Annotated in this window: 33 protein-coding genes; all 33 read left to right on the forward strand. The window is 42.7% G+C overall.

Annotation, left to right across the window (positions count from 1 at the left end; translation table 11 throughout):
• Positions 1-80: 80 nt before the first annotated feature.
• Complete coding sequence (locus MTN95_RS19970; RefSeq protein WP_105955683.1) at positions 81-686, forward strand: class I SAM-dependent methyltransferase; 606 nt, start codon at positions 81-83, stop codon at positions 684-686.
• 249 nt (positions 687-935) lie between these two features.
• Complete coding sequence (gene rpoB / locus MTN95_RS19975; RefSeq protein ID WP_227599474.1) at positions 936-4,517, forward strand: DNA-directed RNA polymerase subunit beta; 3,582 nt, start codon at positions 936-938, stop codon at positions 4,515-4,517.
• Between the two features lie 61 nt (positions 4,518-4,578).
• Positions 4,579-8,178 carry a DNA-directed RNA polymerase subunit beta' gene (gene rpoC / locus MTN95_RS19980; protein ID WP_105955682.1) on the forward strand — a complete coding sequence of 1,200 codons (3,600 nt, stop codon included), beginning with the start codon at positions 4,579-4,581 and terminating at the stop codon, positions 8,176-8,178.
• 179 nt (positions 8,179-8,357) lie between these two features.
• On the forward strand, positions 8,358-8,606 hold the full coding sequence (locus MTN95_RS19985; protein WP_059291694.1) for a 50S ribosomal protein L7ae-like protein: 249 nt from the start codon (positions 8,358-8,360) through the stop codon (positions 8,604-8,606).
• 114 nt (positions 8,607-8,720) lie between these two features.
• On the forward strand, positions 8,721-9,137 hold the full coding sequence (rpsL, locus tag MTN95_RS19990; RefSeq protein WP_003156445.1) for a 30S ribosomal protein S12: 417 nt from the start codon (positions 8,721-8,723) through the stop codon (positions 9,135-9,137).
• A 41-nt stretch (positions 9,138-9,178) separates the two neighbouring features.
• On the forward strand, positions 9,179-9,649 hold the full coding sequence (gene rpsG, locus MTN95_RS19995; protein ID WP_003225784.1) for a 30S ribosomal protein S7: 471 nt from the start codon (positions 9,179-9,181) through the stop codon (positions 9,647-9,649).
• Positions 9,650-9,701: 52 nt separating this feature from the next.
• A complete protein-coding gene (gene fusA / locus MTN95_RS20000) occupies positions 9,702-11,780 on the forward strand; it encodes an elongation factor G (protein ID WP_095714790.1) in 2,079 nt (692 codons plus the stop codon).
• A gap of 119 nt (positions 11,781-11,899) precedes the next feature.
• Complete coding sequence (gene tuf / locus MTN95_RS20005) at positions 11,900-13,090, forward strand: elongation factor Tu (protein ID WP_010332768.1); 1,191 nt, start codon at positions 11,900-11,902, stop codon at positions 13,088-13,090.
• A 98-nt stretch (positions 13,091-13,188) separates the two neighbouring features.
• Positions 13,189-14,127 carry an alpha/beta fold hydrolase gene (locus MTN95_RS20010; protein ID WP_248339802.1) on the forward strand — a complete coding sequence of 313 codons (939 nt, stop codon included), beginning with the start codon at positions 13,189-13,191 and terminating at the stop codon, positions 14,125-14,127.
• A 259-nt stretch (positions 14,128-14,386) separates the two neighbouring features.
• Positions 14,387-14,695 (forward strand): 30S ribosomal protein S10, encoded by a 309-nt coding sequence (gene rpsJ, locus MTN95_RS20015; protein ID WP_003156464.1) that lies wholly within the window; start codon positions 14,387-14,389, stop codon positions 14,693-14,695.
• Between the two features lie 39 nt (positions 14,696-14,734).
• Positions 14,735-15,364 carry a 50S ribosomal protein L3 gene (rplC, locus tag MTN95_RS20020; protein ID WP_059291697.1) on the forward strand — a complete coding sequence of 210 codons (630 nt, stop codon included), beginning with the start codon at positions 14,735-14,737 and terminating at the stop codon, positions 15,362-15,364.
• Positions 15,365-15,391: 27 nt separating this feature from the next.
• Entirely contained in the window at positions 15,392-16,015 is a 624-nt protein-coding gene (gene rplD, locus MTN95_RS20025; protein WP_003242004.1) for a 50S ribosomal protein L4, read from the forward strand.
• Positions 16,015-16,302: a 50S ribosomal protein L23 gene (gene rplW / locus MTN95_RS20030; RefSeq protein ID WP_003225793.1), complete on the forward strand. Its 288-nt coding sequence runs from the start codon at positions 16,015-16,017 to the stop codon at positions 16,300-16,302. Before rplD ends, rplW begins: the two co-directional genes overlap by 1 nt.
• Before the next feature lie 31 nt (positions 16,303-16,333).
• Positions 16,334-17,167, forward strand: coding sequence for a 50S ribosomal protein L2 (rplB, locus tag MTN95_RS20035; protein ID WP_003225795.1), 834 nt, complete (start codon positions 16,334-16,336; stop codon positions 17,165-17,167).
• 57 nt (positions 17,168-17,224) lie between these two features.
• Complete coding sequence (rpsS, locus tag MTN95_RS20040; protein WP_003156472.1) at positions 17,225-17,503, forward strand: 30S ribosomal protein S19; 279 nt, start codon at positions 17,225-17,227, stop codon at positions 17,501-17,503.
• 16 nt (positions 17,504-17,519) lie between these two features.
• The gene (gene rplV, locus MTN95_RS20045) at positions 17,520-17,861 is read left to right on the forward strand and encodes a 50S ribosomal protein L22 (RefSeq protein ID WP_003156475.1); all 342 of its coding nucleotides are present in this window, start codon (positions 17,520-17,522) and stop codon (positions 17,859-17,861) included.
• Positions 17,862-17,864: 3 nt separating this feature from the next.
• Positions 17,865-18,521 (forward strand): 30S ribosomal protein S3, encoded by a 657-nt coding sequence (gene rpsC, locus MTN95_RS20050; protein WP_010332773.1) that lies wholly within the window; start codon positions 17,865-17,867, stop codon positions 18,519-18,521.
• Between the two features lies 1 nt (position 18,522).
• Positions 18,523-18,957 carry a 50S ribosomal protein L16 gene (gene rplP / locus MTN95_RS20055; RefSeq protein WP_003225801.1) on the forward strand — a complete coding sequence of 145 codons (435 nt, stop codon included), beginning with the start codon at positions 18,523-18,525 and terminating at the stop codon, positions 18,955-18,957.
• The gene (gene rpmC / locus MTN95_RS20060) at positions 18,947-19,147 is read left to right on the forward strand and encodes a 50S ribosomal protein L29 (protein ID WP_003156482.1); all 201 of its coding nucleotides are present in this window, start codon (positions 18,947-18,949) and stop codon (positions 19,145-19,147) included. The genes rplP and rpmC overlap by 11 nt, the downstream gene beginning before the upstream one ends.
• Positions 19,148-19,169: 22 nt before the next feature.
• Positions 19,170-19,433 carry a 30S ribosomal protein S17 gene (gene rpsQ / locus MTN95_RS20065; RefSeq protein ID WP_003178345.1) on the forward strand — a complete coding sequence of 88 codons (264 nt, stop codon included), beginning with the start codon at positions 19,170-19,172 and terminating at the stop codon, positions 19,431-19,433.
• A gap of 41 nt (positions 19,434-19,474) precedes the next feature.
• Positions 19,475-19,843, forward strand: coding sequence for a 50S ribosomal protein L14 (gene rplN, locus MTN95_RS20070; protein WP_003225805.1), 369 nt, complete (start codon positions 19,475-19,477; stop codon positions 19,841-19,843).
• 36 nt (positions 19,844-19,879) lie between these two features.
• On the forward strand, positions 19,880-20,191 hold the full coding sequence (gene rplX / locus MTN95_RS20075) for a 50S ribosomal protein L24 (protein WP_003156486.1): 312 nt from the start codon (positions 19,880-19,882) through the stop codon (positions 20,189-20,191).
• Positions 20,192-20,216: 25 nt separating this feature from the next.
• Positions 20,217-20,756, forward strand: a complete 540-nt coding sequence (gene rplE, locus MTN95_RS20080; protein ID WP_044153413.1) for a 50S ribosomal protein L5 — start codon at positions 20,217-20,219, stop codon at positions 20,754-20,756.
• Positions 20,757-20,778: 22 nt separating this feature from the next.
• Complete coding sequence (gene rpsN / locus MTN95_RS20085) at positions 20,779-20,964, forward strand: 30S ribosomal protein S14 (RefSeq protein WP_003156488.1); 186 nt, start codon at positions 20,779-20,781, stop codon at positions 20,962-20,964.
• A 31-nt stretch (positions 20,965-20,995) separates the two neighbouring features.
• On the forward strand, positions 20,996-21,394 hold the full coding sequence (gene rpsH, locus MTN95_RS20090) for a 30S ribosomal protein S8 (protein WP_010332776.1): 399 nt from the start codon (positions 20,996-20,998) through the stop codon (positions 21,392-21,394).
• A 29-nt stretch (positions 21,395-21,423) separates the two neighbouring features.
• Positions 21,424-21,963, forward strand: a complete 540-nt coding sequence (rplF, locus tag MTN95_RS20095; RefSeq protein WP_010332777.1) for a 50S ribosomal protein L6 — start codon at positions 21,424-21,426, stop codon at positions 21,961-21,963.
• A gap of 32 nt (positions 21,964-21,995) precedes the next feature.
• Complete coding sequence (gene rplR / locus MTN95_RS20100) at positions 21,996-22,358, forward strand: 50S ribosomal protein L18 (RefSeq protein WP_044153410.1); 363 nt, start codon at positions 21,996-21,998, stop codon at positions 22,356-22,358.
• Between the two features lie 24 nt (positions 22,359-22,382).
• A complete protein-coding gene (gene rpsE / locus MTN95_RS20105; RefSeq protein WP_003156493.1) occupies positions 22,383-22,883 on the forward strand; it encodes a 30S ribosomal protein S5 in 501 nt (166 codons plus the stop codon).
• 13 nt (positions 22,884-22,896) lie between these two features.
• The gene (rpmD, locus tag MTN95_RS20110; RefSeq protein ID WP_003156497.1) at positions 22,897-23,076 is read left to right on the forward strand and encodes a 50S ribosomal protein L30; all 180 of its coding nucleotides are present in this window, start codon (positions 22,897-22,899) and stop codon (positions 23,074-23,076) included.
• A 30-nt stretch (positions 23,077-23,106) separates the two neighbouring features.
• Complete coding sequence (gene rplO, locus MTN95_RS20115) at positions 23,107-23,547, forward strand: 50S ribosomal protein L15 (RefSeq protein WP_003225819.1); 441 nt, start codon at positions 23,107-23,109, stop codon at positions 23,545-23,547.
• A 1-nt stretch (position 23,548) separates the two neighbouring features.
• Positions 23,549-24,844: a preprotein translocase subunit SecY gene (secY, locus tag MTN95_RS20120; protein ID WP_044153408.1), complete on the forward strand. Its 1,296-nt coding sequence runs from the start codon at positions 23,549-23,551 to the stop codon at positions 24,842-24,844.
• 54 nt (positions 24,845-24,898) lie between these two features.
• Positions 24,899-25,552 carry an adenylate kinase gene (locus tag MTN95_RS20125; RefSeq protein ID WP_202853127.1) on the forward strand — a complete coding sequence of 218 codons (654 nt, stop codon included), beginning with the start codon at positions 24,899-24,901 and terminating at the stop codon, positions 25,550-25,552.
• Entirely contained in the window at positions 25,549-26,295 is a 747-nt protein-coding gene (map, locus tag MTN95_RS20130) for a type I methionyl aminopeptidase (protein WP_044153406.1), read from the forward strand. The genes MTN95_RS20125 and map overlap by 4 nt, the downstream gene beginning before the upstream one ends.
• Positions 26,296-26,368: the final 73 nt, after the last annotated feature.

Consider the following 26,368-nt stretch of genomic DNA (forward strand, 5'->3'; position numbering starts at 1 on the left):
CCTGTAGGGGAAGCTCGCTTTTATGAGGCGGGCTTTTTCTTTGCCATTCTTTAAGTTATGAAAAAAAGGAGGTTCTAATAATGAGTGAGCACTATTATTCAGAAAAACCTTCAGTAAAAAGCAACAAACAAACATGGTCTTTTAGGCTTCGAAACAAGGAGTTTACGTTTACCAGCGACAGCGGTGTTTTTTCTAAAAAGGAAGTCGATTTTGGCTCGCGCCTGCTGGTCGAATCTTTTGAAGAGCCTGAAGTTGAGGGCAGCTTTCTAGATGTAGGCTGCGGCTATGGCCCGATTGGATTATCGCTGGCCAGTGGCTTTAAAGACCGGACCATCCACATGATTGATGTTAATGAAAGAGCCGTAGAGTTATCAAATGAAAATGCCGAACAAAACGGAATAACAAACGTTGAGATTTACCAAAGCGATTTGTTTTCAAACGTTGACTCTGCTCAAACATTTGCTTCTATTCTTACAAATCCCCCAATCCGAGCCGGAAAAAAAGTTGTCCATGCTATCTTTGAGAAAAGCGCTGAACACTTAAAAGCTTCAGGTGAATTGTGGATCGTCATACAGAAAAAACAAGGTGCGCCTTCTGCCGTTGAAAAGCTTGAGGAACTGTTCGAAGAAGTTTCTGTCGTTCAAAAAAAGAAAGGCTATTATATCATAAAAGCAAAAAAAGTTTGACTCGGTATTTTGGCTATGTTAATATTATAAAATGCCAATGTATATATTTAGATTGATATGATGAAATGTCAATATCTATGTATAAATTATACAAGTATGGAAATGCTAATAAAATCGGTATTTGTTTTTGGATGTGGTTTTCTTAATTAGAAACCCTTTTTTCTTTTGTCTTGTAAAAGTGTTTTCTTTCTTTCTTTGGAAGAAATGCTTATTACACATATAATACGCATGATTTGAGGGGTGAATCAGTTGACAGGTCAACTAGTTCAGTATGGACGACACCGCCAGCGCAGAAGCTATGCTCGCATTAGCGAAGTGTTAGAATTACCAAATCTCATTGAAATTCAAACCTCTTCTTATCAGTGGTTTCTTGATGAGGGTCTTAGAGAGATGTTTCAAGACATATCGCCAATTGAGGATTTCACTGGTAACCTCTCTCTTGAGTTCATTGATTACAGTTTAGGGGAGCCTAAATATCCTGTAGAGGAATCAAAAGAACGTGATGTGACTTACTCAGCTCCGCTAAGAGTGAAGGTTCGTTTAATTAACAAAGAAACTGGAGAGGTAAAAGACCAAGATGTCTTCATGGGGGATTTCCCTATTATGACAGATACAGGTACTTTTATCATAAACGGTGCGGAACGCGTTATCGTTTCCCAGCTTGTTCGGTCTCCAAGTGTATATTTCAGTGGTAAAGTAGACAAAAACGGTAAAAAAGGTTTTACCGCAACTGTCATTCCAAACCGTGGCGCATGGTTAGAATACGAAACTGATGCGAAAGATGTTGTTTATGTACGCATTGATCGCACACGTAAGTTGCCGGTTACGGTTCTTTTGCGTGCTCTCGGCTTCGGCTCCGATCAAGAGATTCTTGATCTTGTAGGAGAAAACGAATACCTGCGAAATACGCTTGATAAAGATAACACAGAAAACAGCGATAAAGCGCTGCTTGAAATCTACGAGCGCCTCCGTCCTGGAGAGCCGCCTACAGTGGAAAATGCGAAAAGCTTGCTTGATTCTCGTTTCTTTGATCCGAAACGATACGATCTTGCCAATGTAGGACGCTATAAAATTAATAAAAAGCTTCATATTAAAAATCGCCTCTTTAATCAGAGACTTGCTGAAACGCTTGTTGATCCTGAAACAGGAGAAATCCTGGCTGAAAAAGGTCAGATTCTTGATAGAAGGACTCTTGATAAAGTACTGCCATACTTAGAAAGCGGAATCGGTTTCAGAAAGCTGTATCCGAACGGCGGTGTTGTTGAGGACGAAGTAACGCTTCAATCCATTAAGATCTTTGCTCCTACTGATCAAGAAGGAGAACAGGTTATTAATGTCATCGGCAATGCTTACGTTGAAGAAGAGATTAAAAACATTACACCTGCTGATATTATTTCTTCTATCAGCTACTTCTTCAACTTGCTGCACGGAGTAGGCGACACAGATGATATTGACCATCTTGGAAACCGCCGTTTACGTTCTGTAGGTGAACTTCTCCAGAACCAATTCCGTATCGGTTTAAGCCGTATGGAGCGTGTGGTTCGTGAGAGAATGTCAATTCAAGATACGAATACAATTACACCTCAGCAGCTGATCAATATTCGTCCTGTTATTGCGTCCATTAAAGAGTTCTTTGGGAGCTCTCAGCTTTCTCAATTCATGGACCAGACGAACCCGCTTGCTGAATTAACACATAAGCGCCGTCTGTCGGCTCTTGGACCGGGCGGATTGACACGTGAGCGTGCCGGAATGGAAGTGCGTGACGTTCACTACTCCCACTATGGCCGTATGTGTCCGATTGAAACGCCAGAGGGACCGAACATCGGTTTGATCAACTCACTATCATCATATGCAAAAGTAAACCGTTTTGGCTTTATTGAAACGCCATATCGCCGTGTTGATCCTGAAACAGGAAAAGTGACGCCAAGAATCGATTACTTAACTGCTGATGAAGAAGATAACTACGTTGTCGCTCAGGCAAATGCACGACTCGATGACGAAGGTGCGTTTGTGGATGACAGCATTGTAGCCCGTTTCCGCGGAGAGAACACCGTTGTTCCTAGAAACCGTGTTGATTACATGGATGTATCGCCTAAGCAGGTAGTATCTGCTGCGACAGCATGTATCCCGTTCTTAGAAAACGATGACTCGAACCGTGCCCTAATGGGAGCGAACATGCAGCGTCAGGCTGTGCCTTTGATGCAGCCGGAAGCGCCATTTGTAGGAACTGGTATGGAATACGTATCAGGTAAAGACTCTGGTGCCGCTGTGATTTGTAAACACCCTGGTATCGTTGAACGTGTAGAAGCGAAAAACGTTTGGGTTCGCCGCTATGAAGAAGTAGACGGTCAAAAAGTAAAAGGAAACCTGGATAAATACAGCTTGCTGAAATTTGTCCGCTCTAACCAAGGTACTTGCTACAACCAGCGTCCGATCGTAAGTGTCGGCGATGAAGTGGTAAAAGGAGAAATCCTTGCTGACGGTCCTTCTATGGAGCTTGGTGAACTTGCGCTTGGCCGTAACGTAATGGTCGGCTTCATGACATGGGATGGCTACAACTATGAGGATGCCATCATCATGAGTGAACGTCTTGTGAAAGATGATGTTTATACATCTATTCACATTGAAGAATATGAATCAGAAGCACGTGATACTAAACTCGGGCCTGAAGAAATCACTCGCGATATTCCGAACGTCGGTGAAGATGCGCTTCGCAATCTTGATGACCGCGGAATTATCCGTATCGGGGCAGAAGTAAAAGACGGAGATCTTCTTGTTGGTAAAGTAACGCCTAAGGGTGTAACAGAACTTACTGCAGAAGAACGCCTTCTTCACGCCATCTTTGGCGAAAAAGCCCGCGAGGTTCGTGATACTTCTCTTCGTGTGCCTCACGGCGGCGGCGGAATTATTCACGATGTTAAAGTCTTCAACCGTGAGGACGGAGACGAACTTCCTCCAGGTGTGAACCAGTTAGTACGCGTATATATCGTTCAGAAACGTAAAATTTCTGAAGGGGATAAAATGGCCGGTCGTCACGGTAACAAAGGTGTTATCTCTAAGATTCTTCCTGAAGAGGATATGCCTTATCTTCCTGACGGCACACCAATTGATATCATGCTTAACCCGCTGGGCGTACCATCACGTATGAACATCGGGCAGGTATTAGAGCTTCACATGGGTATGGCCGCTCGTTACCTTGGCATCCACATTGCGTCACCGGTATTTGACGGAGCGCGTGAAGAGGATGTTTGGGAAACACTTGAAGAAGCCGGAATGTCTCGTGACGCTAAAACCGTTCTTTACGACGGACGTACCGGAGAGCCGTTTGATAACCGTGTATCTGTCGGTATCATGTACATGATTAAACTGGCTCACATGGTTGACGATAAACTTCATGCACGCTCTACAGGTCCTTACTCACTTGTTACGCAGCAGCCTCTTGGCGGTAAAGCTCAATTTGGCGGACAGCGTTTTGGTGAGATGGAGGTTTGGGCACTTGAAGCTTACGGTGCAGCTTACACTCTTCAAGAGATTCTGACTGTTAAGTCTGATGACGTGGTTGGACGTGTGAAAACATACGAAGCCATCGTTAAAGGCGACAACGTTCCTGAACCTGGTGTTCCGGAATCATTCAAAGTATTAATTAAAGAACTTCAAAGTTTAGGTATGGATGTGAAAATCCTTTCTAGCGATGAAGAAGAAATAGAAATGAGAGATTTAGAAGACGAAGAAGATGCAAAACAAGCTGACGGCCTGGCGTTATCAGGTGATGAAGAGCCGGAAGAAACAGCATCTGCAGACGTTGAACGCGATGTAGTAACAAAAGAATAATCTCTAGTTATAAAGGCAAGTGACATCGGTTAATCCGAAGATAAAAAGGGAGGTAGGCCCCTTGCTAGATGTGAACAATTTTGAGTATATGAACATCGGTCTTGCTTCACCGGATAAAATCCGTTCATGGTCTTTTGGTGAAGTGAAAAAGCCTGAAACGATAAACTATCGTACGTTAAAACCTGAAAAGGACGGTCTATTCTGCGAACGCATTTTCGGACCGACTAAGGACTGGGAATGTCATTGCGGGAAGTACAAGCGAGTTCGTTATAAAGGCGTAGTTTGTGACCGCTGCGGAGTTGAAGTAACACGGGCTAAAGTCCGTCGTGAGAGAATGGGGCACATTGAACTGGCTGCCCCAGTTTCCCACATTTGGTATTTCAAAGGTATCCCAAGCCGAATGGGTCTTGTGTTGGATATGTCGCCTCGTGCACTGGAAGAAGTTATTTACTTTGCTTCTTACGTTGTAACTGATCCGGCAAACACTCCGCTTGAAAAGAAACAGCTTCTATCAGAAAAGGAATACCGTGCGTATCTTGATAAGTACGGTAATAAGTTCCAAGCATCTATGGGTGCGGAAGCGATTCATAAACTTCTTCAAGATATCGATCTTGTAAAAGAAGTTGATATGTTAAAAGAAGAGCTGAAAACATCTCAAGGACAGCGTCGTACTCGTGCGATCAAACGCCTTGAAGTTTTGGAAGCCTTCCGTAACTCAGGAAACAAGCCTTCTTGGATGATCCTTGATGTGCTTCCTGTTATTCCTCCTGAGCTCAGACCGATGGTTCAGCTTGATGGCGGACGTTTTGCAACTTCTGATTTGAACGACCTTTATCGTCGTGTCATCAACCGTAACAATCGTTTGAAACGCCTTTTAGACCTTGGTGCGCCTAGCATTATCGTTCAAAATGAAAAGCGTATGCTTCAAGAGGCTGTCGATGCTTTAATTGACAACGGCCGTCGCGGACGCCCTGTAACAGGTCCTGGTAACAGACCATTAAAATCTCTTTCTCACATGCTGAAAGGGAAGCAAGGCCGTTTCCGTCAAAACCTTCTTGGTAAACGTGTCGATTACTCCGGACGTTCTGTAATCGTCGTTGGTCCTCATTTGAAAATGTACCAATGCGGATTACCGAAGGAAATGGCGCTCGAACTTTTCAAACCTTTCGTTATGAAAGAGCTTGTTGAAAAGGGTCTTGCTCACAACATTAAGAGTGCGAAACGTAAAATTGAGCGCGTACAGCCTGAAGTATGGGATGTACTAGAATCAGTTATCAAGGAACACCCGGTCCTTCTGAACCGTGCCCCTACGCTTCACAGATTAGGTATCCAAGCGTTTGAACCGACACTTGTTGAAGGACGCGCAATCCGTCTTCACCCGCTCGTATGTACAGCTTATAACGCTGACTTTGACGGTGACCAAATGGCGGTTCACGTACCATTATCTGCAGAAGCTCAAGCTGAAGCACGCATCTTGATGCTTGCCGCTCAAAACATCTTGAACCCTAAAGATGGTAAACCAGTTGTAACACCGTCTCAGGATATGGTACTGGGTAACTATTACCTGACTCTGGAGCGTGCTGGTGCTGTCGGCGAAGGTATGGTCTTCAAGAATACGGATGAAGCGCTTCTTGCTTATCAAAACGGATATGTTCACCTTCATACGAGAGTGGCTGTTGCAGCGAACTCCCTTAAGAACGTGACATTTACCGAAGAGCAGCGCTCAAAATTGTTAATTACAACTGTCGGTAAACTGGTCTTCAATGAAATTCTTCCAGAATCATTCCCTTACATGAATGAACCAACGAAGAGCAACATTGAAGAGAAAACACCTGACCGTTTCTTCTTAGAAAAAGGTGCCGATGTAAAAGCTGCCATCGAACAGCAGCCAATCAATGCACCATTTAAAAAAGGTATTCTGGGTAAAATCATCGCGGAAATCTTTAAACGATTCCACATTACGGAAACGTCTAAAATGCTTGACCGCATGAAAAACCTAGGTTTCAGATATTCAACAAAAGCCGGTATTACAGTTGGGGTTTCTGATATCGTCGTTCTCGATGATAAACAAGAAATTCTTGAAGAAGCACAAGGCAAAGTTGATAACGTTATGAAGCAGTTCCGCCGCGGTCTGATCACTGAAGAAGAACGCTATGAGAGAGTTATCTCTATCTGGAGTTCTGCAAAAGACGTTATCCAAGGCAAACTGATGAAATCACTTGATGAGCTCAACCCGATCTACATGATGAGTGACTCTGGTGCCCGTGGTAACGCGTCTAACTTTACTCAGCTTGCCGGAATGCGCGGTCTGATGGCCAACCCGGCTGGACGTATCATTGAGTTACCGATCAAATCTAGTTTCCGTGAAGGTCTGACAGTATTGGAGTACTTTATCTCCACTCACGGTGCGCGTAAAGGTCTTGCCGATACCGCCCTTAAAACTGCTGACTCAGGTTACCTTACACGCCGTCTTGTTGACGTTGCACAGGATGTTATCATCCGTGAAACTGATTGCGGAACTGACCGAGGCATCCTTGCTCAACCGCTTAGAGAAGGCACTGAAATCATTGAGCGCTTAGAAGAACGCTTAATCGGCCGTTTTGCAAGAAAACAAGTGAAACACCCTGAAACAGGTGAAGTGCTTGTAAACGAAAACGAACTGATCGATGAAGATAAAGCGATTGAAATCGTTGAAGCCGGCATTGAGGAAGTGTGGATCCGTTCTGCCTTCACATGTAATACGCCTCATGGTGTATGTAAACGATGCTATGGCCGAAACCTTGCGACTGGTACCGATGTAGAAGTCGGAGAAGCAGTTGGAATCATCGCTGCCCAATCAATCGGTGAGCCTGGTACACAGTTAACAATGCGTACATTCCATACAGGCGGGGTTGCAGGAGACGATATCACACAGGGTCTTCCGCGTATCCAAGAGCTTTTCGAAGCGCGTAATCCAAAAGGTCAGGCAACAATTACCGAAATCGACGGTACAGTCGTTGAAATCAATGAAGTTCGCGACAAACAGCAGGAAATTGTGGTTCAAGGCGCAGTTGAAACACGCTCTTATACGGCACCATATAACTCCCGCTTAAAAGTAGCGGAAGGAGATAAAATTACTCGAGGCCAAGTGCTGACAGAAGGTTCAATCGATCCGAAAGAACTTCTTAAAGTGACTGACCTGACTACTGTTCAAGAGTATCTTCTTCATGAGGTTCAAAAGGTTTACCGTATGCAGGGTGTTGAAATCGGCGATAAACACGTAGAAGTAATGGTTCGCCAAATGCTTCGCAAAGTACGTGTGATTGATGCCGGTGAGACTGATGTGCTTCCTGGCTCATTACTTGATATTCACCAATTTACTGAAGCGAACAAAAAGGTATTGCTGGAAGGCAAACGTCCTGCTACAGGCCGTCCTGTCTTACTCGGTATTACCAAAGCTTCTCTTGAAACTGATTCATTCTTATCTGCTGCTTCCTTCCAGGAAACAACACGTGTCCTTACAGACGCAGCGATCAAAGGTAAGCGTGATGAACTTCTCGGCCTGAAAGAGAATGTTATCATCGGTAAGCTTGTTCCGGCTGGTACTGGAATGATGAAATACCGAAAAGTAAAACCTGTTTCAAATGTTCAGCCGACTGAGGACATGGTTCCGGTTGAATAACTGATATCATGCTGCTGAGAGACTGCAAAACAGTCTTTCAGCAGTCATATTTAAATAAAAAAATCACTCTATGAGAAGATAGAAACTAAAAAATGTCATACCTTGTTGACATTCGTCTCCTAGAATGATAATATAACCAAGGTGCTCGAAATAAACCTGTTACTTTGGAGGATATGTTTATGTCTTATGATAAAGTATCACAGGCCAAATCAATTATTATTGGTACGAAGCAAACAGTGAAAGCTCTAAAACGAGGTTCAGTAAAGGAAGTAGTCGTTGCAAAAGACGCGGATCCTATTCTTACGTCAAGTGTGATAACACTTGCGAAAGATAATGGGATTGCTGTCTCAATGGTTGAATCCATGAAAAAGCTCGGCAAAGCCTGCGGAATTGAAGTAGGAGCAGCAGCTGTTGCCATTATGTTATAACGTACTTCTTGTTTTTGCGTGAGATTCATTCTCGTGTAAAGACATTGTTTTTTGCCTATTGATGAACCACCTGGGTATGTGGGTTATAAAACGTAATGAAGGGAGGAACAAAACATGCCTACAATTAATCAGCTAATTCGCAAAGGACGCGTGAGTAAAGTAGAAAACTCAAAGTCTCCTGCACTTAACAAAGGATACAACAGCTTTAAAAAAGAGCACACTAATGTATCTTCTCCACAAAAACGCGGGGTATGTACTCGTGTTGGTACAATGACACCGAAAAAACCGAACTCAGCACTTCGTAAATATGCTCGTGTTCGTTTGACTAACGGAATTGAGGTTACTGCTTACATTCCTGGTATCGGTCACAACCTGCAAGAGCACAGTGTTGTACTTATCCGCGGCGGACGTGTAAAAGACTTACCAGGGGTACGTTACCACATCGTTCGTGGTGCGCTTGACACTGCTGGAGTTGAAAACCGTGCGCAAGGCCGTTCTAAATACGGTACTAAACGTCCTAAAGCAAAATAATAAACGTATAAACGTATAATTGATGAAGGGAGGATATTCAGATGCCACGTAAAGGTCCTGTAGCAAAAAGAGACGTTTTACCTGATCCGATTTACAACTCTAAGCTTGTATCTCGTCTAATCAACAAAATGATGATCGACGGTAAAAAAGGTAAGTCTCAAACAATCCTATACAAGTCATTCGATATCATTAAAGAACGTACTGGCAATGATGCAATGGAGGTTTTCGAACAAGCATTGAAAAACATCATGCCTGTACTTGAAGTAAAAGCACGCCGTGTAGGTGGTGCGAACTACCAAGTTCCTGTAGAAGTTCGTCCTGAACGTCGTACTACTCTTGGACTTCGCTGGTTAGTTAACTATGCTCGTCTTCGCGGAGAAAAAACGATGGAAGAGCGTTTAGCTAACGAAATCCTTGACGCAGCTAACAACACTGGTGCTGCTGTTAAGAAACGTGAAGATACTCATAAGATGGCTGAAGCAAACAAAGCATTTGCTCACTATCGTTGGTAGGATTTATATACTAAAAAACACAATTTCCCAATAAGGAAGGAGAAATTACCCAATGGCAAGAGAGTTCTCCTTAGACAAAACTCGTAATATCGGGATCATGGCTCACATTGATGCCGGTAAAACGACTACTACAGAACGTATCTTGTTCTATACTGGTCGTATCCACAAAATTGGTGAAACTCATGAAGGAGCTTCACAAATGGACTGGATGGAGCAGGAACAAGAACGTGGTATCACAATCACTTCCGCTGCGACAACTGCACAGTGGAAAGGATACCGCGTAAACATCATCGATACTCCAGGACACGTAGACTTCACAGTTGAAGTTGAACGTTCTCTTCGTGTACTTGATGGTGCTGTTGCTGTACTTGACGCACAATCTGGCGTTGAGCCTCAAACAGAAACTGTTTGGCGTCAAGCAACAACTTACGGAGTACCGCGTATCGTTTTCGTCAACAAAATGGACAAAATCGGTGCAGACTTCCTTTACTCTGTAGGAACTTTAAGAGATCGTCTTCAAGCTAACGCTCATGCAATTCAATTGCCGATCGGTGCTGAAGACAACTTCGAAGGTATCATTGACCTAGTAGAAAACGTTGCGTATTTCTACGAAGATGATCTTGGAACTCGTTCTGATGCGAAAGAAATCCCTGAAGAGTACAAAGAGCAAGCTGAAGAGCTTCGCAACAGCCTCATTGAAGCTGTATGTGAGCTTGATGAAGAGCTTATGGACAAATACCTTGAGGGTGAAGAGATCACTATTGACGAGTTAAAAGCAGGTATCCGTAAAGGTACTTTAAATGTTGAATTCTACCCAGTTCTTGTTGGATCTGCCTTCAAAAACAAAGGTGTTCAATTAGTACTTGATGCTGTTCTTGACTACCTTCCTGCACCAACAGACGTTGCTGCAATCAAAGGTATCCGTCCTGATACAAATGAAGAGATTGAGCGTCATTCTTCTGATGACGAGCCATTCTCTGCATTAGCATTTAAAGTTATGACTGACCCTTACGTTGGTAAGCTGACGTTCTTCCGTGTGTACTCTGGAACACTTGATTCTGGTTCATACGTGAAAAACTCAACTAAAGGCAAACGTGAGCGTGTTGGACGTATCCTTCAAATGCACGCCAACAGCCGTGAAGAAATCTCTACTGTATATGCAGGAGATATCGCAGCTGCTGTAGGTCTAAAAGATACTTCTACTGGAGATACTCTATGTGATGAAAAGGATCTAGTTATCCTTGAATCAATGGAATTCCCAGAACCAGTTATCGACGTTGCAATTGAGCCTAAATCAAAAGCTGACCAAGATAAAATGGGTATCGCTTTAGCAAAACTTGCTGAAGAGGATCCAACATTCCGTACTCAAACAAACCCGGAAACTGGTCAGACAATCATCTCTGGTATGGGTGAGCTTCACCTTGATATCATTGTTGATCGTATGAAGCGTGAATTCAAAGTAGAAGCTAACGTTGGTGCTCCTCAAGTTGCGTACCGTGAAACATTCCGTTCCGGTGCAAAAGTTGAAGGTAAATTCGTACGTCAGTCTGGTGGACGCGGTCAGTTCGGTCACGTTTGGATTGAATTCGAACCAAACGAAGAAGGCGCTGGCTTTGAATTCGAAAATGCGATTGTCGGTGGGGTTGTTCCTCGTGAATACATCCCAGCTGTTCAAGCAGGTCTAGAAGATTCACTTGAAAATGGTGTATTAGCTGGATTCCCGCTTATCGACATTAAAGCAAAACTTTTTGATGGCTCTTACCATGATGTTGACTCAAACGAAATGGCGTTTAAAGTTGCTGCTTCTATGGCATTGAAAAATGCAGTCAGCAAATGTAACCCAGTTCTTCTTGAACCAATCATGAAAGTAGAAGTGGTTATTCCTGAAGAATACATGGGGGACATCATGGGTGATGTTACTTCTCGTCGCGGACGCGTAGAAGGTATGGAAGCTCGCGGTAACGCGCAAGTTGTTCGTGCGATGGTTCCTCTTGCTGAAATGTTCGGTTACGCTACTGCCCTTCGTTCTAACACGCAAGGTCGCGGTACGTTCACTATGCACATGGATCACTACGAAGAAGTGCCGAAGAGCATTGCTGAAGAAATTATCAAAAAAAATAAAGGCGAATAATTGATTTTGCCTCTTAACTCAAGTATAACTACTATTGTAAGATGAGGAAGTGAAAGCTTTCTTTCACTTCCTATCACTCTATACATTACTAATTAAAAGCTCTTAAGGAGGATTTTAGAATGGCTAAAGAAAAATTCGACCGTTCCAAATCACATGCCAATATCGGTACAATTGGACACGTTGACCATGGTAAAACAACTTTAACTGCTGCTATCACAACAGTACTTCATAAGAAATCTGGTAAAGGTACAGCTATGGCGTACGATCAAATTGATGGTGCACCAGAAGAACGTGAGCGCGGTATCACAATCTCTACTGCACACGTTGAGTATGAAACTGAAACTCGTCACTATGCACACGTTGACTGCCCAGGACACGCTGACTATGTTAAAAACATGATCACTGGTGCTGCGCAAATGGACGGAGCTATCCTAGTAGTATCTGCTGCTGATGGCCCAATGCCACAAACTCGTGAGCACATCCTTCTTTCTAAAAACGTTGGTGTACCATACATCGTTGTATTCTTAAACAAATGCGACATGGTAGACGACGAAGAGCTTCTTGAACTAGTTGAAATGGAAGTTCGCGATCTTCTTAGCGAATACGACTTCCCTGGTGATGATGTACCAGTTATCAAAGGTTCTGCTCTTAAAGCTCTTGAAGGAGATGCTGAGTACGAAGCTAAAATCTTTGAACTTATGGATGCAGTTGATGAGTACATCCCAACTCCAGAACGTGACACTGAAAAACCATTCATGATGCCAGTTGAGGACGTATTCTCAATCACTGGTCGTGGTACAGTTGCTACTGGACGTGTTGAGCGTGGACAAGTTAAAGTCGGTGACGAAGTTGAAATCATCGGTCTTCAAGAAGAAAACAGCAAAACAACTGTTACTGGTGTTGAAATGTTCCGTAAGCTTCTTGATTACGCTGAAGCTGGAGACAACATTGGAGCCCTTCTTCGCGGTGTAGCTCGTGAAGATATCCAACGTGGTCAAGTACTTGCTAAACCAGGTACAATCACTCCACACAGCAAATTCAAAGCTGAAGTTTATGTTCTTTCTAAAGAAGAGGGTGGACGTCATACTCCATTCTTCTCTAACTACCGTCCTCAGTTCTACTTCCGTACAACTGACGTAACTGGTATCATCCATCTTCCAGAAGGCGTAGAAATGGTTATGCCTGGAGACAACACTGAAATGAACGTTGAGCTTATCTCTACAATCGCTATCGAAGAAGGAACTCGTTTCTCTATTCGTGAAGGCGGACGTACTGTTGGTTCAGGCGTTGTTTCTACAATCACTGAGTAATAGTATATTGAAAACGAGACCCTTGGGGTCTCGTTTTTTTGTGTACTTTTTTGTTTGCTTGTATAATAAGGTTTATCTTATTTGAGGAGCTATGGGTTATGAGTGAAAACACATCAATTTCTTTCATGAAAAAACTGAGGATCGAAAATACGAAGCAAATGCTCATGATCAATGGAAATGATATAGCGAACCCATTGCTGCTTTTTTTACATGGTGGACCCGGAGCATCCCAAATCGGATTTATCAGGAGCTATCAAAAGGAACTGGAACAGCACTTTACAGTTGTAAATTGGGATCAAAGGGGTTCAGGTCTTTCCTATACTAAACAGATTCCGCAGAGTTCAATGACAATCAGTCAAATCATTAAAGACACTATTCAAGTTACTGAATGGCTCTTAAATTATTTTTCAAAAACAAAAGTGTACCTTGCTGGACACTCTTGGGGTTCGCTCCTGGCTCTTCATGTACTGCAAGAGAGGCCGGATCTTTTTCACGCTTATTATGGAATCAGTCAGGTCACTAATACTCAGCTGGAAGAAAAAACGGCCTATGATTCTCTGCGCAAGACAAATCGCTCTCTTTCAGTAGCCTTAGGCTTACTTGGCCCTCCACCTTGGAACAAGAAAATTCAGCACTTCATCTTTCGAGTCTGTATTGAACTGAGCAGGGGAGGATTCACTCATCATCGCCGGCACATTCTTACAGTATTGTGTCAGTTGCTTGCTGGAAATGAGTATGGAATAAAAAACATCTCTCGTTTCATCAGAGGACAGCTTTTCAGCGCAAAGTATTTAACTGATGATTTATTTCGTTTTGATGCATTTAAATCAGTTTCTTCTATTAAAGTACCGAGCTTTTTTATTTCGGGGAGACATGATTTGATCGTTCCTGCTGCAACATCGAAACAGTATTATCTGTTTGTGGATGCTCCTGAAAAGCGCTGGCATTATTTTAAAAACTCCGCCCACACGCCGCATATCGAGGAGCCTTCATTATTTGCTAATACTCTGAGTAAACACGCAGTGTACCACTTATGATAGAACAAAATTCCCTTATTCACTCGCTTCTTGATAAATAAGAAAAACACCTGTATAATACTAAAAGTGTGCAAATCATGCATATTCTAAATAAGTCTTGCAACATACGTCTATTTTCTGTATAATGGTGTATGTTGGTCTTTGACTGCGATGAAGTGAGAGGTTGCTGACACACCCGGCCGCTTTGCCATGGCAAGGTGTTCAGGTTTTTCTCACGGAGAACTGTCTAACGTGAAGTAGGCGAAAAGGAGGGAAAATAATGGCAAAACAAAAAATTCGTATTCGTTTGAAAGCATATGATCATAGAATCCTTGATCAATCTGCAGAGAAGATTGTTGAAACGGCAAAACGTTCTGGTGCCAGCGTATCTGGTCCGATTCCGTTGCCAACTGAAAAATCAGTTTACACAATCCTTCGTGCGGTGCACAAATACAAAGATTCTCGTGAGCAATTTGAAATGCGTACACATAAACGTTTAATCGACATTGTGAACCCAACACCACAAACTGTTGATGCGCTCATGCGATTAGACTTACCATCTGGTGTCGATATCGAAATTAAACTTTAATTCTAAAATATAGAATGATCTTAATAGGAGGTGTGACGAATGACCAAAGGAATCTTAGGAAGAAAAATTGGTATGACGCAAGTATTCGCAGAAAACGGTGATCTTATTCCGGTAACTGTTATTGAAGCTGCTCCGAACGTTGTTCTCCAAAAGAAAACAGCTGAAAACGACGGCTACGAAGCAATCCAGCTTGGTTTTGACGACAAGCGCGAAAAGCTTTCTAACAAACCTGAACAAGGACACGTTGCTAAAGCGGAAACTGCTCCTAAGCGCTTCGTAAAAGAATTACGCGGAGTGGAAATGGATGCGTATGAAGTTGGTCAGGAAGTCAAGGTTGAAATTTTCTCTGCTGGAGAAATTGTAGATGTAACAGGAGTATCTAAAGGTAAAGGTTTCCAAGGTGCGATCAAGCGCCACGGACAATCTCGCGGACCTATGTCACACGGTTCACGCTACCACCGTCGTCCTGGTTCAATGGGACCTGTAGATCCTAACCGTGTATTCAAAGGTAAATTATTACCTGGACGTATGGGCGGAGAGCAGATCACTGTTCAAAACCTTGAAGTCGTAAAAGTTGATGCGGAACGCAATCTTCTTTTGATCAAAGGTAACGTACCTGGTGCGAGAAAATCTTTAATCACTGTTAAAAGTGCTGTTAAATCTAAATAACTCTCTTAGGAAAGGAGGAAATTGATCATGCCAAAAGTAGCATTATACAACCAAAACGGTTCTACTGCTGGTGACATCGAATTAAACGCTTCTGTATTTGGAATTGAGCCAAATGAAAGTGTTGTATTCGACGCTATTCTTATGCAAAGAGCTTCCTTACGTCAAGGATCTCACAAAGTAAAAAATCGTTCTGAAGTACGCGGCGGAGGTCGTAAACCATGGCGTCAAAAAGGTACTGGACGTGCCCGTCAAGGTTCTATCCGTTCACCGCAATGGCGCGGAGGTGGTGTCGTATTCGGCCCAACACCACGCAGCTATTCTTATAAATTACCTAAAAAAGTTCGCCGCTTGGCAATCAAATCAGTATTGTCTTCTAAAGTAAACGACAACAACATCATCGTACTTGAAGATCTTACTCTTGATACGGCTAAAACAAAAGAAATGGCAGCTATCCTTAAAGGATTATCTGTTGAGAAAAAAGCTTTAATCGTAACTGCAGATGCTAACGAAGCAGTAGCTTTATCTGCTCGCAACATTCCTGGAGTTACTGTAGTTGAAGCTAACGGAATCAACGTTTTAGACGTTGTCAACCACGAGAAGCTTCTGATTACAAAAGCAGCGGTTGAAAAAGTAGAGGAGGTGCTTGCATAATGAAAGATCCTCGTGATGTTCTAAAGCGCCCCGTCATTACTGAACGTTCTGCTGATTTAATGGCTGAAAAAAAATATACTTTTGAAGTTGATGTAAGAGCTAACAAAACAGAAGTGAAAGACGCGGTTGAAAGCATCTTTGGAGTGAAAGTTGACAAAGTCAACATCATGAACTACAAAGGTAAATCAAAACGTGTTGGACGCTACACTGGTATGACTAGCCGTCGCAGAAAAGCGATCGTAAAACTTACTGCAGACAGCAAAGAAATCGAAATTTTTGAAGCTTAATTATCTGTAAAAAGAAGGAGGGAAATTCAAAATGGCGATTAAAAAGTATAAACCGACCTCTAATGGACGTCGTGGCATGACAACTTCAGATTTTGCTGAAATCACGACTGACAAGCCGGAAAAATCCTTGCTTGCTCCCCTTCACAAAAAAGGCGGACGTAACAACCAAGGTAAATTGACTGTACGTCACCAAGGTGGCGGACATAAACGCCAATACCGTGTTATCGACTTCAAACGCGATAAAGATGGTATACCTGGACGCGTTGCTACAGTTGAATACGATCCAAACCGTTCAGCTAACATCGCTCTAATCAACTATGCAGACGGAGAAAAACGTTACATTCTTGCTCCAAAAGGAATTCAAGTGGGTACTGAAATCATGTCAGGTCCAGAAGCTGACATCAAAGTAGGTAATGCACTTCCACTTATCAACATCCCTGTTGGTACAGTTGTGCATAACATTGAATTAAAACCTGGCAAAGGCGGACAGCTTGTACGTTCAGCTGGTACATCTGCTCAGGTTCTTGGTAAAGAAGGTAAATACGTTCTTGTACGTCTTAACTCTGGAGAAGTTCGCATGATTCTTTCTGCTTGCCGTGCTTCTATCGGTCAAGTAGGTAACGAACAGCACGAACTTATCAACATTGGTAAAGCTGGACGTTCTCGCTGGAAAGGCATCCGTCCAACAGTTCGTGGTTCTGTAATGAACCCTAACGATCACCCACACGGTGGTGGTGAAGGACGTGCGCCAATCGGACGTAAATCACCAATGTCTCCATGGGGCAAACCAACTCTTGGATTCAAGACACGTAAGAAAAAGAACAAATCTGATAAATTTATCGTACGTCGTCGCAAAAATAAATAACGGGGTTGTCTACGGTTCACTTCGGACCGTAGTGCAATCACGAAGGGAGGTTCCAAAATGGCTCGCAGCTTGAAAAAAGGACCATTTGTCGATGGACACTTGATGACAAAAATCGAGAAATTAAATGAAACAGACAAGAAACAAGTCGTAAAAACTTGGTCTCGTCGTTCTACTATTTTCCCACAGTTTATTGGTCACACAATCGCAGTCTATGACGGACGTAAACACGTGCCTGTATTCATCTCTGAAGATATGGTAGGGCATAAGTTGGGTGAATTCGCTCCAACTCGTACGTACAAAGGCCATGCTAGTGATGACAAAAAAACAAGACGCTAAGAGAGGAGGCTTTTAAATGCAAGCTAAAGCTGTTGCAAGAACAGTCCGTATTGCTCCTCGTAAAGCACGTCTAGTAATGGACCTGATTCGAGGCAAGCAAGTAGGTGAAGCAGTGTCAATCTTGAACCTAACACCGAGAGCTGCTTCTCCAATTATCGAGAAAGTATTAAAATCCGCTATTGCAAATGCTGAGCATAACTATGAAATGGACGCTAATAACCTGGTTATTTCTCAAGCATTCGTTGACGAAGGCCCTACGTTAAAAAGATTCCGCCCACGTGCTATGGGACGTGCGAGCCAAATCAACAAACGTACGAGCCACATTACAATCGTTGTATCAGAAAAGAAGGAGGGATAAGTAGTGGGTCAAAAGGTAAATCCAGTCGGTCTTCGTATCGGAGTCATTCGTGATTGGGAATCTAAGTGGTACGCTGGTAAAGATTACGCTGACTTCCTGCACGAAGATTTAAGAATTCGTGAATACATTAGCAAACGACTTTCTGACGCTTCTGTTTCTAAAGTTGAAATCGAGCGCGCAGCAAATCGTGTTAACATTACGATCCACACAGCTAAGCCTGGTATGGTTATCGGTAAAGGCGGTTCTGAAGTTGAAGCACTTCGTAAAGCCCTTAACAGCCTTACTGGCAAGCGTGTACACATTAACATTCTTGAAATCAAAAGAGCAGATCTTGATGCACAGCTAGTTGCTGACAACATCGCTCGTCAATTAGAAAACCGTGTTTCTTTCCGCCGTGCGCAGAAACAACAAATCCAACGCACAATGCGTGCTGGAGCACAAGGTGTGAAAACAATGGTTTCTGGTCGTCTTGGCGGTGCAGATATCGCTCGTTCTGAATACTACAGTGAAGGAACTGTTCCATTGCACACATTGCGTGCGGACATTGACTATGCAACATCTGAAGCTGACACTACTTACGGTAAGCTTGGTGTAAAAGTCTGGATCTATCGTGGAGAGGTTCTTCCTACTAAGAAGAAAACTGAGGAAGGAGGAAAATAATATGTTATTACCTAAACGCGTTAAATATCGCAGAGAGCATCGCGGAAAAATGCGTGGCCGTGCGAAAGGCGGTACTGAAGTACATTTCGGTGAGTTCGGTATCCAAGCTCTAGAAGCTTCTTGGATCACTAACCGTCAAATCGAAGCTGCCCGTATTGCGATGACTCGTTACATGAAACGTGGCGGTAAAGTTTGGATCAAAATTTTCCCTTCTAAACCTTACACTGCTAAACCACTTGAGGTACGTATGGGATCCGGTAAAGGTGCTCCAGAAGGATGGGTAGCTGTAGTAAAACCGGGCAAAGTTTTATTTGAAATTTCTGGTGTGTCTGAAGAAGTTGCTCGTGAAGCTCTTCGTCTTGCATCTCACAAATTGCCAATTAAAACGAAGTTCGTAAAACGTGAAGAAATTGGTGGTGAATCAAATGAAAGCTAATGAAATTCGTGACCTTACCACTGCTGAAATTGAACAAAAAGTAAAGTCTCTTAAAGAAGAACTTTTCAATCTTCGCTTTCAATTAGCGACAGGACAACTTGAAAATACTGCTCGCATTCGTGAAGTGCGCAAAGCTATCGCGCGCATGAAAACTGTGATTCGTGAAAGAGAAATTGCTGCTAATAAATAATCACTGAGGGGAGGTCGTGAGCATGAGCGAACGTAACCAACGCAAAGTTTACCAAGGCCGTGTTGTTTCTGACAAAATGGATAAAACCATCACTGTTGTTGTTGAAACATACAAGAAACATTCACTTTACGGTAAACGCGTAAAATACTCAAAGAAATTCAAAGCACATGATGAAAATAATCAAGCGAAAATCGGTGACATCGTAAAGATCATGGAAACTCGTCCATTGTCTGCAACTAAGCGTTTCCGTCTAGTTGAAGTTGTCGAAGAAGCTGTTATTATCTAATAAAGTTCGGAATTCTTTTTTCCGAAGGGAGGTAACAAATAATGATTCAACAAGAGACTCGTTTAAAAGTAGCTGACAACTCTGGCGCACGTGAAGTACTTACTATTAAAGTTCTTGGTGGTTCTGGTCGTAAAACAGCTAACATTGGTGATGTAATTGTTTGCACGGTTAAACAAGCAACACCAGGAGGCGTTGTCAAAAAAGGTGAAGTCGTAAAAGCTGTTATCGTTCGCACTAAAAGCGGAGCGCGCAGAAGTGACGGTTCATACATCAGCTTCGATGAGAATGCATGTGTTATCATCCGTGACGACAAGAGCCCGCGTGGAACTCGTATCTTCGGACCAGTTGCTCGTGAATTGCGTGAAAACAACTTTATGAAAATTGTTTCTCTAGCTCCAGAAGTTATCTAATGAAATAAATGCCTTATTCAAGGAGGTGCGATCAGGATGCATGTAAAAAAAGGCGATAAAGTTATGGTTATCTCTGGTAAAGATAAAGGCAAACAAGGAACAATCCTTGCTGCTTTCCCTAAAAAGGACCGCGTTTTAGTTGAAGGTGTTAACATGGTAAAGAAACACTCTAAACCAACTCAAGCTAACCCTCAAGGCGGTATTTCTAATCAAGAGGCGCCAATTCATGTATCAAACGTTATGCCGCTCGATCCTAAAACAGGTGAAGTGACTCGCGTAGGATACAAAGTGGAAGATGGCAAAAAAGTTCGTGTAGCAAAAAAATCTGGGCAAGTTCTAGATAAATAGTATTAAAGGAAGGGAGGTCTATCTCATGAACCGCCTTAAAGAAAAGTACAATAAAGAAATTGCACCTGCTTTAATGACTAAGTTCAACTATGACTCAGTTATGCAAGTGCCTAAAATTGAAAAAATCGTAATCAACATGGGTGTTGGTGACGCTGTTCAAAACGCAAAAGCAATCGACAGTGCTGTTGAAGAATTAACGTTTATCGCAGGTCAAAAACCTGTCGTTACTCGTGCGAAGAAATCAATTGCTGGATTCCGTCTTCGTGAAGGAATGCCTATCGGTGCGAAAGTAACTCTTCGCGGAGAGCGCATGTATGATTTCCTTGATAAACTTATTTCTGTATCTTTACCGCGTGTACGTGACTTCCGCGGGGTTTCTAAAAAATCTTTCGACGGTCGCGGTAACTACACACTTGGTATCAAAGAACAGTTAATCTTCCCTGAAATTGACTACGATAAAGTAACAAAGGTTCGCGGAATGGACATCGTTATTGTAACGACTGCTAATTCTGATGAAGAGGCTCGTGAGCTATTAACTCAAGTAGGTATGCCGTTCCAGAAATAATCAATGAAAGGGAGGCGAAATCGTGGCTAAGAAGTCAATGATTGCGAAACAACAACGTACACCAAAGTTTAAAGTACAAGAGTACACTCGCTGTGAACGCTGCGGACGTCCGCATTCAGTCATTCGTAAATTTAAACTTTGCCGTATTTGTTTCCGTGAGCTTGCATATAAAGGACAAATTCCTGGCGTGAAAAAAGCCAGCTGGTAATCCCCAAGAAAGGGAAGGAGGTAATTATATAATGGTTATGACAGATCCAATTGCAGATATGCTGACTCGTATTCGTAATGCAAACATGGTACGTCATGAGAAGCTTGAAATTCCTGCTTCTAAATTGAAAAGAGAAATTGCTGAAATTTTAAAGCGTGAAGGTTTCATTCGTGACGTTGAGTTCGTAGAAGACAGTAAACAAGGTATCATCCGCGTTTTCTTGAAATACGGACAAAATAACGAGCGCGTAATCACTGGTCTTAAAAGAATCAGCAAACCTGGTTTGCGTGTTTATGCTAAATCTAATGAAGTACCGCGTGTACTTAACGGTCTAGGAATCGCAATTCTTTCTACATCACATGGCGTTTTAACGGACAAAGAAGCCCGTGCAAAACAAGCTGGTGGAGAAGTATTAGCATACGTTTGGTAAAAAGTTTAACATGAATGGAGGTGTTTGGTATGTCTCGTGTAGGTAAGAAGTTACTTGAGATTCCTTCTGATGTTACAGTAACGTTAAACGATAACAATACTGTAGCTGTGAAAGGACCAAAAGGAGAATTAACTCGTACGTTTCACCCTGATATGGAGATTAAAATAGAGGACAATGTGCTTACAGTCGCTCGTCCTTCTGATCAAAAAGAGCACCGTGCCCTGCATGGTACGACTCGCAGTCTGCTTGGCAACATGGTGGAAGGCGTATCTAAAGGATTTGAAAGAGGTTTGGAATTAGTCGGTGTCGGTTACCGTGCGTCTAAATCCGGAAATAAACTTGTTTTAAACGTTGGATACTCTCACCCTGTTGAGATCGTCCCTGAAGAAGGCATCGATATCGAAGTTCCTTCTCAAACTAAAGTAGTCGTTAAAGGTACAGACAAAGAACGTGTAGGAGCTATTGCTGCTAACATTCGCGCTGTCCGTTCTCCAGAGCCTTACAAAGGCAAAGGAATCCGCTACGAAGGTGAAGTTGTTCGCCGTAAAGAAGGTAAATCTGCTAAGTAAGATCGCTTAAAGTGAAGAAAGGAGTGACCTAGATGATTACGAAAACTAGCAAAAATGCTGCTCGTCTTAAAAGACACGCTCGTGTTCGCGCTAAACTTTCTGGTACTGCTGAAAGACCGCGTCTTAACGTTTTCCGTTCAAACAAGCACATTTACGCTCAAATCATCGATGATGTAAATGGTGTAACACTTGCTAGTGCATCTACTCTCGATAAAGACTTGAACGTTGAAAGCACTGGAGATACTTCAGCTGCTGCTAAAGTTGGAGAATTAGTTGCAAAACGCGCTGCTGAAAAAGGCGTTTCTGACGTAGTATTTGACCGTGGCGGATACTTATACCATGGACGTGTAAAAGCTTTGGCTGATGCCGCTCGTGAAGCTGGACTTAAATTTTAATAAAAGAAGGAGGGACACATGATTATGCGTCGTATTGACCCAAGCAAATTAGAGTTAGAAGAACGCTTAGTTACGGTTAACCGCGTAGCGAAAGTTGTTAAAGGTGGTCGTCGTTTCCGCTTCGCAGCTCTAGTCGTTGTCGGTGACAAAAACGGACACGTAGGATTCGGTACTGGTAAAGCACAAGAAGTACCAGAAGCGATCCGCAAAGCTGTTGAAGATGCGAAAAAGAATTTAATTGAAGTACCAATGGTTGGAACTACAATTCCACATGAAATCATCGGACGTTTCGGTGCAGGTAACATCTTGTTAAAACCTGCTTCTGAAGGTACTGGAGTTATTGCTGGAGGCCCTGTACGTGCGGTACTTGAGCTTGCTGGTGTAGCTGACATCCTTTCTAAGTCTTTAGGTTCTAACACACCGATCAACATGATTCGTGCAACACTTCAAGGCTTAAGTGAACTTAAGCGTGCTGAAGAGGTTGCGAAGCTTCGTGGAAAATCTGTAGAAGAACTGTTAGGATAAGGAGGGAATATTAATGGCTAAATTAGAAATTACCCTCAAACGAAGTGTAATCGGTCGCCCGGAAGATCAACGCGTTACTGTGAGAACACTTGGTTTAAAGAAAACAAACCAAACTGTTGTTCATGAAGACAACGCTGCGATTCGTGGTATGATTAATAAAGTATCTCATTTAGTTTCTGTTAAAGAACAATAAAAATAATTGATCGGATAAGGAGGTGTCCTAATGAAACTTCATGAATTAAAACCTTCAGAAGGTTCACGCAAAACGCGTAATCGCGTAGGTCGTGGTATTGGTTCTGGCAACGGTAAAACAGCTGGTAAAGGTCACAAAGGTCAAAACGCTCGTTCTGGCGGCGGTGTACGCCCAGGGTTCGAGGGGGGACAAATGCCTTTATTCCAACGTCTTCCTAAACGCGGTTTTACTAACATTAACCGTAAGGAATACGCTGTAGTCAACCTAGACAAATTGAACGGTTTTGCAGAAGGAACGGAAGTCACTCCTGAACTTCTTCTTGAGACTGGTGTTATAAGCAAACTTAATGCAGGAGTAAAGATTCTTGGCAACGGTAAATTAGAGAAAAAATTAACTGTAAAAGCCAATAAATTCTCTGCTTCTGCGAAAGAAGCTGTTGAAGCTGCTGGCGGTACAGCTGAGGTGATCTAACTTGTTTAAAACAATCTCCAACTTTATGCGTGTGAGTGATATCCGGAATAAGATCATATTCACTTTACTCATGCTTATCGTCTTTCGCATAGGTGCGTTTATTCCTGTGCCGTATGTTAACGCTGATGTGTTACAGGCACAGTCTCAAATGGGAGTATTTGATCTTCTTAATACATTTGGCGGCGGTGCGCTTTACCAATTCTCTATTTTCGCAATGGGGATTACTCCTTACATCACAGCTTCAATCATCATCCAGCTGCTTCAGATGGATGTTGTGCCGAAGTTTACTGAGTGGTCTAAGCAGGGTGAAGTCGGCCGCCGTAAATTGGCTCAGTTCACAAGATACTTTACGATTGTCCTTGGATTTATCCAAGCGTTGGGTATGTCATACGGATTTAACAATTTGGCTAACGGATTGCTGATTGAAAAATCCGGCGTATCCACATATCTGATCATCGCTTTAGTACTTACTGGCGGAACTGCCTTTTTAATGTGGCTTGGAGAACAAATCACATCTCATGGAGTAGGCAACGGAATATCGATCATTATCTTCGCGGGGATTGTGTCTAGTATTCCGAAAACGGTTGGACAAATATATGAGACTCAATTTGTCGGCAGCAACGATCAGCTGTTTATTCATATTGTGAAAGTCGCTCTTCTTGTGATTGCGATTTTAGCAGTTATTGTTGGAGTTATTTTCATTCAGCAAGCTGTACGGAAAATTGCGATTCAATATGCTAAAGGCACAGGTCGTTCACCTGCTGGCGGAGGTCAGTCTACTCACCTTCCATTGAAAGTGAATCCTGCCGGTGTTATTCCAGTAATCTTTGCGGTTGCGTTTTTAATAACACCGCGTACGATCGCGTCATTCTTTGGAACAAACGATGTGACAAAGTGGATTCAAGCCAACTTTGACAATACTCATCCGGTGGGGATGACTATATATGTTGCGTTAATTATTGCCTTTACGTACTTTTATGCTTTTGTCCAGGTTAATCCTGAACAAATGGCTGATAACCTTAAAAAACAGGGTGGCTATATCCCGGGGGTTCGTCCAGGGAAAATGACTCAAGATAGAATTACGAGCATTTTGTATCGACTTACGTTTGTGGGTGCTTTATTCTTAGCCGTGATTTCCATTCTTCCTATCTTTTTCATTCAATTCGCTGGATTGCCTCAAAGTGCACAAATTGGCGGAACATCTTTGTTAATTGTTGTCGGGGTAGCCTTGGAGACAATGAAACAACTAGAAAGCCAGTTGGTGAAACGAAACTACCGTGGATTTATGAAAAACTAGAGGAAATGGATTTATCCATTCCCTCTTAATTAAGAGAGGACGGGGGAAATCCGAATGAACTTAGTCTTAATGGGGCTTCCTGGTGCCGGTAAAGGTACACAGGGCGAACGAATTGTTGAGGATTATGGAATACCTCACATCTCAACAGGAGATATGTTCCGTGCTGCTATGAAAGAGGAAACATCACTCGGACTCGAAGCAAAATCTTATATTGATAAGGGTGAGCTCGTACCTGATGAAGTCACAATTGGAATTGTCAAAGAAAGACTTGGCAAAGATGATTGTGAAAGAGGTTTTCTTCTGGACGGATTTCCGCGAACAGTCGCTCAAGCCGAAGCTCTTGAAGAAATTCTTGAAGAATACGGCAAGCCGATTGATTATGTCATTAACATTAAAGTTGATAAAGATTCTTTAATGGAACGTCTGACTGGACGCAGAATTTGCAGTGTTTGCGGCACAACCTATCATTTAGTCTTTAATCCGCCGAAAACGCCGGGTGTTTGTGATAAAGACGGAGGCGAACTCTATCAACGGGCAGATGATAATGAGGAAACAGTCTCTAAACGGCTTGAGGTAAACATGAAGCAGACTCAGCCTTTACTCGATTTCTATTCTGAGAAAGGTTATCTTGTAAACGTGAATGGCCAGCAGGACATTCAAGATGTTTATGCAGATGTGAAGGATCTTCTTGGAGGATTAAATAAATGATTATCTGTAAAACCCCACGTGAACTTGGTATCATGCGGGAAGCAGGGCGAATCGTGGCTTTGACTCACGAAGAGTTAAAAAAGCACATTAAACCAGGAATCTCGACAAAAGAATTGGATCAAATTGCCGAACGTTTTATTAAGAAGCAGGGTGCAATCCCATCTTTTAAGGGGTATAATGGGTTTCGCGGGAGCATTTGCGTATCAGTGAATGAAGAGCTCGTTCACGGCATTCCTGGCAGCAGGGTGCTGCGTGACGGTGACATCATTAGTATTGATATCGGTGCTAAATTAAATGGTTATCATGGTGACTCTGCATGGACATATCCGGTAGGAAACATCAGTGATGATGATAAAAAACTTCTGGAAGTGACAGAGGAATCTTTATATAAAGGCTTGCAGGAAGCAAAACCAGGTGAACGTTTGTCGAATATTTCCCACGCAATACAAACGTATGTCGAAAATGAGCAGTTTTCAGTTGTTAGGGAGTATGTCGGACATGGTGTTGGTCAAGACTTGCATGAGGACCCGCAAATTCCTCATTACGGTCCGCCCAACAAAGGACCACGGCTTAAACCTGGCATGGTTCTCGCTATTGAACCTATGGTGAACGCTGGCAGCCGCTATGTGAAAACTTTGGCTGATAACTGGACGGTTGTAACGGTAGATGGGAAAAAGTGTGCTCATTTTGAACATACAATTGCGATTACGGAAACGGGTTTTGATATACTGACAAAAGTCTAGATGATGACATCATTCCGAAGGCAGATGTTTTTCCGGCTTGATAGGGCAGAAAGTTCGGTTTAACATTGGCAGG

The sequence above is a fragment of the Bacillus sp. 2CMS4F genome, assembly GCF_023161785.1.
Taxonomy (GTDB): Bacteria; Bacillota; Bacilli; order Bacillales; family Bacillaceae; genus Bacillus; species Bacillus halotolerans.

Excerpts from the sequence above, each read along its gene's own strand:
- MTN95_RS19970 (WP_105955683.1), top strand. The coding sequence starts at position 81 with ATGAGTGAGCACTATTATTCAGAAAAACCTTCAGTAAAAAGCAACAAA.
- MTN95_RS19985 (WP_059291694.1), top strand. The coding sequence starts at position 8,358 with ATGTCTTATGATAAAGTATCACAGGCCAAATCAATTATTATTGGTACG.
- rpsL (WP_003156445.1), top strand. The coding sequence starts at position 8,721 with ATGCCTACAATTAATCAGCTAATTCGCAAAGGACGCGTGAGTAAAGTA.
- rpsG (WP_003225784.1), top strand. The coding sequence starts at position 9,179 with ATGCCACGTAAAGGTCCTGTAGCAAAAAGAGACGTTTTACCTGATCCG.
- fusA (WP_095714790.1), top strand. The coding sequence starts at position 9,702 with ATGGCAAGAGAGTTCTCCTTAGACAAAACTCGTAATATCGGGATCATG.
- tuf (WP_010332768.1), top strand. The coding sequence starts at position 11,900 with ATGGCTAAAGAAAAATTCGACCGTTCCAAATCACATGCCAATATCGGT.
- MTN95_RS20010 (WP_248339802.1), top strand. The coding sequence starts at position 13,189 with ATGAGTGAAAACACATCAATTTCTTTCATGAAAAAACTGAGGATCGAA.
- rpsJ (WP_003156464.1), top strand. The coding sequence starts at position 14,387 with ATGGCAAAACAAAAAATTCGTATTCGTTTGAAAGCATATGATCATAGA.
- rplC (WP_059291697.1), top strand. The coding sequence starts at position 14,735 with ATGACCAAAGGAATCTTAGGAAGAAAAATTGGTATGACGCAAGTATTC.
- rplD (WP_003242004.1), top strand. The coding sequence starts at position 15,392 with ATGCCAAAAGTAGCATTATACAACCAAAACGGTTCTACTGCTGGTGAC.
- rplW (WP_003225793.1), top strand. The coding sequence starts at position 16,015 with ATGAAAGATCCTCGTGATGTTCTAAAGCGCCCCGTCATTACTGAACGT.
- rplB (WP_003225795.1), top strand. The coding sequence starts at position 16,334 with ATGGCGATTAAAAAGTATAAACCGACCTCTAATGGACGTCGTGGCATG.
- rpsS (WP_003156472.1), top strand. The coding sequence starts at position 17,225 with ATGGCTCGCAGCTTGAAAAAAGGACCATTTGTCGATGGACACTTGATG.
- rplV (WP_003156475.1), top strand. The coding sequence starts at position 17,520 with ATGCAAGCTAAAGCTGTTGCAAGAACAGTCCGTATTGCTCCTCGTAAA.
- rplP (WP_003225801.1), top strand. The coding sequence starts at position 18,523 with ATGTTATTACCTAAACGCGTTAAATATCGCAGAGAGCATCGCGGAAAA.
- rpmC (WP_003156482.1), top strand. The coding sequence starts at position 18,947 with ATGAAAGCTAATGAAATTCGTGACCTTACCACTGCTGAAATTGAACAA.
- rpsQ (WP_003178345.1), top strand. The coding sequence starts at position 19,170 with ATGAGCGAACGTAACCAACGCAAAGTTTACCAAGGCCGTGTTGTTTCT.
- rplN (WP_003225805.1), top strand. The coding sequence starts at position 19,475 with ATGATTCAACAAGAGACTCGTTTAAAAGTAGCTGACAACTCTGGCGCA.
- rplX (WP_003156486.1), top strand. The coding sequence starts at position 19,880 with ATGCATGTAAAAAAAGGCGATAAAGTTATGGTTATCTCTGGTAAAGAT.
- rplE (WP_044153413.1), top strand. The coding sequence starts at position 20,217 with ATGAACCGCCTTAAAGAAAAGTACAATAAAGAAATTGCACCTGCTTTA.
- rpsH (WP_010332776.1), top strand. The coding sequence starts at position 20,996 with ATGGTTATGACAGATCCAATTGCAGATATGCTGACTCGTATTCGTAAT.
- rplF (WP_010332777.1), top strand. The coding sequence starts at position 21,424 with ATGTCTCGTGTAGGTAAGAAGTTACTTGAGATTCCTTCTGATGTTACA.
- rplR (WP_044153410.1), top strand. The coding sequence starts at position 21,996 with ATGATTACGAAAACTAGCAAAAATGCTGCTCGTCTTAAAAGACACGCT.
- rpsE (WP_003156493.1), top strand. The coding sequence starts at position 22,383 with ATGCGTCGTATTGACCCAAGCAAATTAGAGTTAGAAGAACGCTTAGTT.
- rpmD (WP_003156497.1), top strand. The coding sequence starts at position 22,897 with ATGGCTAAATTAGAAATTACCCTCAAACGAAGTGTAATCGGTCGCCCG.
- rplO (WP_003225819.1), top strand. The coding sequence starts at position 23,107 with ATGAAACTTCATGAATTAAAACCTTCAGAAGGTTCACGCAAAACGCGT.
- MTN95_RS20125 (WP_202853127.1), top strand. The coding sequence starts at position 24,899 with ATGAACTTAGTCTTAATGGGGCTTCCTGGTGCCGGTAAAGGTACACAG.
- map (WP_044153406.1), top strand. The coding sequence starts at position 25,549 with ATGATTATCTGTAAAACCCCACGTGAACTTGGTATCATGCGGGAAGCA.